General features: G+C 67.0%; 4 protein-coding genes and 1 pseudogene. 4 read left to right on the forward strand and 1 reads right to left on the reverse strand.

Annotation, left to right across the window (positions count from 1 at the left end; all coding sequences use genetic code 11):
• A pseudogene (locus BJ122_RS19725) lies at nt 1–176 on the forward strand (IS481 family transposase); the annotation flags it as partial.
• A gap of 179 nt (nt 177–355) precedes the next feature.
• On the opposite strand, the gene hrpB reads toward BJ122_RS19725, so the two are convergent.
• On the reverse strand, nt 356–2,941 hold the full coding sequence (gene hrpB, locus BJ122_RS18610; RefSeq protein WP_110782787.1) for an ATP-dependent helicase HrpB: 2,586 nt from the start codon (nt 2,939–2,941) through the stop codon (nt 356–358).
• A gap of 234 nt (nt 2,942–3,175) precedes the next feature.
• Here hrpB and BJ122_RS18615 point away from each other — a divergent pair, with 234 nt between their 5' ends.
• The 3 genes from BJ122_RS18615 to pyrE all read left to right on the forward strand — a co-directional run bounded on the left by BJ122_RS18615 (nt 3,176) and on the right by pyrE (nt 8,063).
• On the forward strand, nt 3,176–4,237 hold the full coding sequence (locus BJ122_RS18615; RefSeq protein WP_110782784.1) for an acyltransferase family protein: 1,062 nt from the start codon (nt 3,176–3,178) through the stop codon (nt 4,235–4,237).
• A 116-nt stretch (nt 4,238–4,353) separates the two neighbouring features.
• Nucleotides 4,354–7,416: a DNA polymerase I gene (gene polA, locus BJ122_RS18620; RefSeq protein WP_110782785.1), complete on the forward strand. Its 3,063-nt coding sequence runs from the start codon at nt 4,354–4,356 to the stop codon at nt 7,414–7,416.
• An 83-nt stretch (nt 7,417–7,499) separates the two neighbouring features.
• Nucleotides 7,500–8,063 (forward strand): orotate phosphoribosyltransferase, encoded by a 564-nt coding sequence (gene pyrE, locus BJ122_RS18625; protein WP_110782786.1) that lies wholly within the window; start codon nt 7,500–7,502, stop codon nt 8,061–8,063.
• Nucleotides 8,064–8,221 lie beyond the last annotated feature (158 nt).

Genomic DNA, 8,221 nt, shown 5'->3' on the forward strand with positions numbered 1-8,221 from the left:
GCCTCTGGCAGGTGCCACGCGCCTTGCGCGGTGAACGCCTCGCCGTGCGGCCGCTCGACCAGGACGGTCGCTATGGAATCTTCTTCGGATCGTGGTCAGTCGCAACGATCGACTTGACCACGCCCAAAAGTGTCAGTGATGTCCCCGAACAGGTGTCCGACATGTCCCCGGGCTAAACACTTGTCGCGGGCATCCACGTCTTGAAAGCGCTGCAAGATCAAAGACGTGGATGGCCGGGACGGAGCCCGGCCATGACATGCGGATGGGTTGGTATCAATTTCCGTTGGTATAACTTGATGTTCTGACGCGTTTTTTGACGCGAACCGGCATCCACTTCGCTCGAAAACGCTAGAGATCAGGTGCCGCGCGGCTTGGCGCGGCGGGTCGGCTCGGCGACCGACGGATCTTCGGGCCAGGGGTGGCGCGGATAGCGGCCGCGCAGATCGGCGCGCACCGCGGCATAGGAGCCGCGCCAGAAACCGGGCAGATCGCGCGTCACCTGCACCGGGCGGTGCGCCGGCGACAGCAATTCCAGCACCAGCGGCACCTTGCCCTTGGCGACCGAGGGATGGGTGGTGAGGCCGAACAATTCCTGCAGCCGCACCGCGATGGTGGGGCCCTGCTCGGCTTCATAGTCGATCGCCAGCGCGCTGCCGGTCGGCGCCTGGAAATGGGTCGGCGCTTCGCGGTCGAGCCGGGCGCGCAGCTCCCAAGGCAGTAGCAGCATCACCGCGTCGGACAGCTCGCCGGGACTGACATCCTTGAGCGCGGTCTTGTCGGCCAGCAGCGGCACCAGCCACTCATCGCGGCTGTCGGCGAGCGCGCTGTCGGACAGATCGGGCCAGGGCTCGCCCTCGGCGGCGCGCAAAAACATCACCCGGCCGCGCCATTGCAGCAGCGCCTTCGACCAGGGCAGCCGATCAAGGCCGCAGGCCACCAGCCCATCGGCGAAGATGCGCGCGGTGTCCTCCGAGGGCGTCAGCGCCGACGGCGCCTCCGACAGCGTGATGGCGTGCAGGCCGCGGCGCCGCCGCGCCCGCAGCGCCAGCGCGGCGCGATCAAAACTGACGTCGTCGCGGTTTTCGATGTGTTCGGCAAAGCGCTGTTCGATATCGGCAAGCGCGATCGGCGTCGCCAGCAGGATGCGCCCGGCCGCTGCCGTGCCGGTCAGTTCGGCCACCGCCAGATAGGGCGCGCGCGCCAGTGCCGCGCTCGGCTCCACCGCCGCGCCACGGCCATTGGCGAGCACAAAACTGCCATTGCCGCGATTCTTGGCGACGCGGTCCGGAAAGGCGAAGGCGAGCAGGACGCCAGTGCTGAGCTCCCCTCCCCCTTGCGGGGAGGGGGCGGGGGTGGGGGTCCGCGACGACGGCTTCGCTTCGGGGCTGCCCCCACCCGACCGGCCTTCGGCCGGCCACCCTCCCCGCAAGGGGGAGGGAGAAGATGACGCCGTGCCGCTCGACTGAACCTGCGCGGCCCAGCGCTGCGCCATCTGCCGGGCGGCGCTGGCGCGCGGTGAGCGATCACGGCGGAACTGATCGAGCCGGTGCTCGAGATCGACGCTGTCGCCGCCAAGGCCGCGCTCGGTGAGAATCGCCGCGATCTCGGCGGCGCGGTCGGCGGCCTCAAAGCGCGCGGCATCGACGATCATGCGCGCCAGCCGCGGCGGCAGCGCCAATGCGCGCAGGCTTTTGCCTTCGTCAGTGATGCGGTCATCGCCATCGAGCGCGCCGAGTTCGCGCAAGAGACTGCTGGCCTCCTTCAAGGCCGGCGCTGGCGGTGGATCGAGAAACGCCAGCTGGCCGGGATCGGCAACGCCCCATTGCGCCAGATCGAGCAGCAGCGATGACAGATCGGCGCTAAGAATTTCCGGCTGGGTATAGGCCGGCAGCGCCGCGGTCTGCGGCTCGTCCCACAGCCGGTAGCACACCCCGGGCTCGATACGGCCGGCGCGGCCACGGCGCTGATCGACCGCGGCGCGCGCGGCGCGCACCGTTTCCAGCCTTGTCAGGCCAAGGTCAGGCTCATAGCGCGGCACCCGGGCGAGGCCGCTATCGACCACGATGCGCACGCCCTCGATGGTCAGCGAGGTTTCCGCGATCGAGGTGGCCAGCACCACTTTGCGCCGGCCAAGCGGCGGCGGCGCAATGGCGCGGTCCTGCACCGCGGCATCAAGCGCGCCGAACAGCGGTACGATCTCGACGCTCGGGTCCTGCACCCGCTCGGCCAGCAGGTTTTCGGTGCGGCGGATTTCGGCAGCGCCGGGCAGAAACGCTAGCACCGAGCCGGCATCGGCGCGCAGTGCCTTGGCGATGGCATCGGCCATCTGCCGTTCCAGCGGCACATCCGGTTTGCGGCCAAGATAACGGGTCTCGACCGGAAACGCCCGGCCTTCGCTGGCGATCACCGGCGCCTCGCCGAGCAGCTTGGCGACCCGGGCGCCGTCGATGGTCGCCGACATCACCAGGAGGCGCAGATCCTCGCGCAGCCCCTGTTGCGCGTCGCGCGCCAGCGCCAGCCCGAGATCGGCATCGAGCGAACGCTCGTGAAACTCGTCGAACAGCACCGCGCCGACCCCGGTCAGTTCCGGGTCGTCGAGAATCTGCCGGGTAAAGATACCCTCGGTCACCACCTCGATGCGGGTTGAGCGCGACACTTTCGAGCCGAACCGCACCCGGTAGCCGACCGTGGCGCCGGCGCGCTCACCGAGCGTCGCCGCCATCCGTTCGGCGCTGGCGCGGGCCGCGATCCGGCGCGGCTCCAGCACGATGATCTTCTTGTCCTTCAGCCAGGGCTCATCCAGCAGCGCCAGCGGCACCCGCGTGGTCTTACCGGCGCCGGGCGGCGCCACCAGCACCGCGGCATTGCTGGCGCTGAGCGTGCGGCTGATGTCGCCGAGCACGGCGTCGATCGGCAATGGCGTATCGAAGCGGCGGGTCAAACGGGGCTCTTGCGGCTCGGCCAAACGGCTGCCCGTAGCGCGCGGCGGCGGCGGGCGGCGATGGGTCATGATAGGCTGGCGCCTCTTACCGCAGCCGCCGCAGCGACGCAAAACGCCCGCCCCCCGCCCTAACCGGCCCGGGCCAGCCCGTTCGGCACGGTTCTTGTCCGTTACAACGATAAAGCAACTGATCTGGCCGATAATGCGCTTCAGTCGCGCCAAAAAGGGACAGCGATGACCAGAACCGGGACAACGGCCCACCTGACGACGGCAGCGCCGGGGCGAATCGACTGGGTCGATTACGCCAAGGGCATCTGCATCATCATGGTGGTGATGATGCATTCGGTGCTCGGCGTGGAAAACGCCGCCGGGCAGACCGGCTTCATGCATTACGTGGTCGAATTCGCGCGGCCGTTCCGGATGCCGGACTTCTTCCTGATCTCCGGCCTGTTCCTAGCGGTGGTGATCGATCGCGACTGGCGCACCTATCTCGACCGCAAGGTGGTGCACTTCGCTTACTTTTACGTGCTGTGGCTCACCATCCAGTTCGCGTTCAAATCGCCGTCTTACGCCGCCGATGCCGGCTGGGCGCATGTCGCCTACATGTACACGCTGTCGTTCATCGATCCGTTCGGCACGCTGTGGTTCATCTATCTCTTGCCGATCTTCTTTGTGGTCACCAAGCTGACGCGCAAGGTGCCGGCCTATGTGATCTGGCCGATCGCGGCGGCGCTGGAGATGGCGCATATCTTCACTGAATGGACGGTAATCGACGAATTCGCCTCGCGCTTCGTCTATTTCTATTCCGGCTATCTGTTTGCCTCGACCATCTTCGCCTTCTCGGCGCGCGCCGCCGAGCATCCGAAACTGGCGCTGGCCGGGCTGGCGCTGTGGGCGGTGATCAACGCGGCGCTGGTCGCAACCGGGCTTGCCACCTGGCCGGTGATCTCGCTGGTGCTCGGCTTTGCCGGCGCGGGTGCCATCATCGTCACCGCGACGCTGCTCGCCAAGATCCGCTGGCTGGATGGCATCCGGTTCTGCGGCGAACATTCGATCGTGATCTATCTCGCCTTCTTCCTGCCGATGGTGGTGACGCGGATCGTGCTGTTGCGCTATGCCGCGCCCTATCTCGACATCGGCACCATCGCGCTGCTGGTCAATATCGCCGGCGTGATCGGCGCCCTGGTGATCTGGCGGATCGCGATCAAGACCGGCGCCACCTTCCTGTTCGAGCGGCCGGGTGCGTTCTGGATCGTGCCGCGCAAAATCCGCCCCAAGCTGCAACCTGCGGCATAGCGCCGTTCCTGACACGCGGCGCCGCGCGCCAGGAACCGATGCCATCACCGCGATTTCCCCGGGGCAGAGCCCCGGGCGGGGTGTCATTGCCGGGCAAAACTTCATAAGTTGCGGCCATGCCGAACAGTCCGCACCCGATCGCCGCTCCCGTCGCCGCCAAGCCGCTCGCCAAGGGCGACCATGTGTTCCTGGTCGACGGTTCGTCCTACATTTTCCGCGCCTACCACGCGCTGCCGCCGCTGAACCGCAAGTCGGACGGGCTGCAGGTCAACGCCGTGCTCGGCTTCTGCAACATGCTGTGGAAGCTGCTGCGCGACATGCCGCCGGACAACCGGCCGACCCATCTGGCGATCGTGTTCGACAAGTCCGAGGCGACGTTCCGCAACACCATCTACCCGCAATACAAGGCGCAGCGGCCGCCCGCGCCCGAGGACCTGATCCCGCAATTTTCCCTGATCCGCGAGGCGGTGCGTGCCTTCGATCTGCCATGCCTGGAACAGAGCGGCTTTGAGGCCGACGATCTGATCGCGACCTATGTCCGCGAGGCCTGCGCGCGCGGCGCCAGCGCCACCATCGTGTCGTCCGACAAGGATCTGATGCAGCTCGTCAACGACTGCGTGACGCTGTACGACACCATGAAGGACCGCAGGATCGGCGTGCCGGAGGTGATCGAGAAATTCGGCGTGCCGCCCGACAAGGTGGTCGAGGTACAGGCGCTGGCCGGCGACTCGGTCGATAACGTGCCGGGCGTGCCCGGCATCGGCATCAAGACCGCGGCGCAGCTGATCAACGACTATGGCGACCTGGAAACGCTGCTGGCGCGCGCGACCGAGATCAAGCAGCCCAAGCGCCGCGAAGCCCTGATCGCCAATGCTGAGCAGGCGCGCATTTCCCGGCAATTGGTGCAGCTCGACGACAAGGTGGCGGTTGATGTGCCGCTCGATGAGCTGGCGGTGCATGAGCCCGACGCACGTAAGCTGATCGCGTTCCTGAAAGCGATGGAATTCACCACGCTGACCCGGCGCGTCGCGGAATATTCGCAGATCAATCCGGCCGACGTCAGCGCCGATGCGGCGACCAAGAGCGTCTCGGTTTCTTCACCTCCCCCGCTTGCGGGGGAGGTCGGATCGCGCAGCGATCCGGGTGGGGGAGCAGCCACGAGCGCTGACCTGTTCGCCGGGCACGAACCCCCACCCCAGCCCTCCCCCGCAAGCGGAGGAGGGAGCGCGCCGCAAACGGGGCGAAGCCGAACGCTACAAAACGGCGAAGTATTCACCCCGCAGCAGCTCGCCGCCGCGCGCGCCGAGGCGGCGCGCCAGACGCCAGTGAACCGCGACGGCTATGTCACCTTGCGCAGCCGCGCCGAGCTTGACGGCTGGATCGCGCGCGCGTTCGCCGCTGGCCAGCTCGCGATCGAAGCCAAGGCCAGCTCGATCGATCCGTTGCAGGCCGAGCTGTGCGGGCTGGCGCTGGCGCTCGGCCCTAATGAGGCTTGCTACATCCCGCTCGGCCACCGGCAGGCTGGTGACGGCGATGGCCTGTTCGCGCCGCAGCTCGCGCCCGATCAGATAGCGGAACGCGAAGCGCTGACCGCGCTACAGCCGCTGCTGGAAGCGCCGGGCGTGCTCAAGATCGGCCTTGCGATCAAATTCACCGCGGTGCTGCTGGCGCAGCATGGCATCACGCTGACCAATGCCGACGACGTGCAGCTGATGTCCTACGCGCTCGACGCCGGACGGCAGGCCCATGGTCTCGACGCGCTGGCGGAAATCTGGCTCGGCCATCAGACGCTCAGTTTTGGCGAGGTGATCGGCAGTGGCAAGAACAAGCTCAGCTTTGAGCAGGTGCCGATCGACCGCGCCACCTGCTACGCCGCCGAGGACGCCGACGTCGCGCTGCGGCTATGGCAGGTGCTCAAGCCGCGCCTGGTCGCCGAGCACATGATGACGGTGTACGAAACGCTGGAACGGCCGCTGATCGGCGTGCTGGCGCGCATGGAGCGGCGCGGCATCGCGATCGACCGCCAGGAGCTGGCGCGGCTGTCGGCCGATTTCGCCAAAACCGCGGCGCGGCTCGAAGGCGAAATTCACGCGCTTGCCGGCGAGGACGTCAATCCGGGCAGCCCCAAGCAGCTGGGCGACATCATGTTCGGCAAAATGGGCCTATCGGGCGGCAAGAAGACCAAGACCGGCGCGTGGTCGACCTCGGCCTCGATCCTCGACGACCTCGCCGAGCAGGGCCACGAGTTTCCGAAGAAGGTGCTCGACTGGCGCCAGGTCTCAAAGCTGCGCTCGACCTATACCGACGCGCTGCCGACCTATCTCAATCCGCAGACCGGGCGCGTGCACACCACTTACGCGCTCGCCGCCACCACCACCGGGCGGCTGTCGTCGAACGAGCCCAATCTGCAGAACATTCCGGTGCGCACCGAGGACGGCCGCAAGATCCGCCGCGCCTTCATCGCGACGCCCGGCAACAAGCTGGTCTCCGCCGACTATTCGCAGATCGAGCTGCGGCTACTCGCCGAAATCGCCGACATCCCGGTGCTGAAACAGGCGTTTCTGGACGGGCTCGACATTCACGCCATGACCGCCTCGGAAATGTTCGGCGTGCCGATCAAGGACATGCCCGGCGAGGTGCGGCGCCGCGCCAAGGCCATCAATTTCGGCATCATCTACGGCATTTCCGCATTCGGGCTCGCCAACCAGCTCGGCATTCCGCGCGAGGAAGCCGGCGCCTACATCAAAAAGTACTTTGAGCGCTTCCCCGGCATCCGCGACTACATGGAAAGCACCAAGGAATTTTGCCGGGCGCATGGCTTTGTCGAAACGCTGTTCGGCCGCAAATGCCATTACCCGGACATCAAGGCGTCCAACCCGTCGCTGCGCGCCTTCAACGAGCGCGCCGCCATCAATGCGCGGCTGCAGGGCACCGCGGCCGACATCATCCGCCGCGCCATGGTGCGCATGGAGGCCGCGCTCGCCGCGCAAAAGCTGTCCGCGCAGATGCTGCTGCAGGTCCATGACGAACTGATCTTCGAGGTGCCGGAGGCCGAGGTTGAGGCGACCTTGCCGGTGGTGCAGCGGGTGATGCAGGACGCAGCCTTCCCGGCGGTGGTGCTGTCGGTGCCGCTCCATGTCGATGCGCGCGCCGCGAGCAATTGGGACGAGGCGCATTGAGGGTGGCCGCCGCGCCGCGGCGGATTGCTCCCCTTAAAGGCCGGCGATAGATTGCCGGCCAAATTTCAGCCAGAGAGATCGCCGTGACCACAGCCAATTCCCGCGCCCGCCTTGCCGAGATCATTCGCACCCGCTCGTTCGGGCGCGGCGAGGTCACCCTCGCCTCCGGTCGCAAGAGCGATTTCTATTTCAACCTCAAGCCGACCATGCTCGACCCCGAGGGCGCGGCGCTGCTCGCCGAACTGACCTATGAGGCGCTGCGCGCCGAGCAGGTCGATTATGTCGGCGGCCTGGAAATGGGCGCGGTGCCGCTGGCTGGCGCGATCGCGCAGCTGTCCTGGCTCAACGGCCGGCCGATCGCGGCGTTCTTCGTGCGCAAGAAGCCGAAGGAATATGGCGCCAAGCTCGCGGTGGAAGGGCTGGCGAAGAACGAAAGCCTGAAGGGCAAGCGCGTGGTGATCGTCGAGGACGTCACCACCACCGGCGGCTCGGCGATCAAGGCCGCCGAGGCAGTGCGCGAATCCGGCGCCGAAATCGCGATGGTGCTGACCATGGTCGACCGCGAAGAAGGCGCCGCCGACAGCTTCGCCGCCGCCGGCCTGCCGTTCCGCTCGCTGTACAAGGCCAGCGAATTTTTGAACGCCTGAGTTGACGGGGGGCGCCAAGCCCCCCATCCGACCGGCCTTACGGCCGGCCACCCTCCCCCTTGCGGGGATCGTTGCGTAATTTGATGACGCAGGTTTTTGAGGGGACTTTGGACAGGTTTGCGGTGTGTCTTGGAGCGTCCGCGGGCGGCTAAGCGAGG

It is taken from the genome of Rhodopseudomonas faecalis (genome assembly GCF_003217325.1).
GTDB classification, from domain to species: Bacteria; Pseudomonadota; Alphaproteobacteria; order Rhizobiales; family Xanthobacteraceae; genus Rhodopseudomonas; species Rhodopseudomonas faecalis.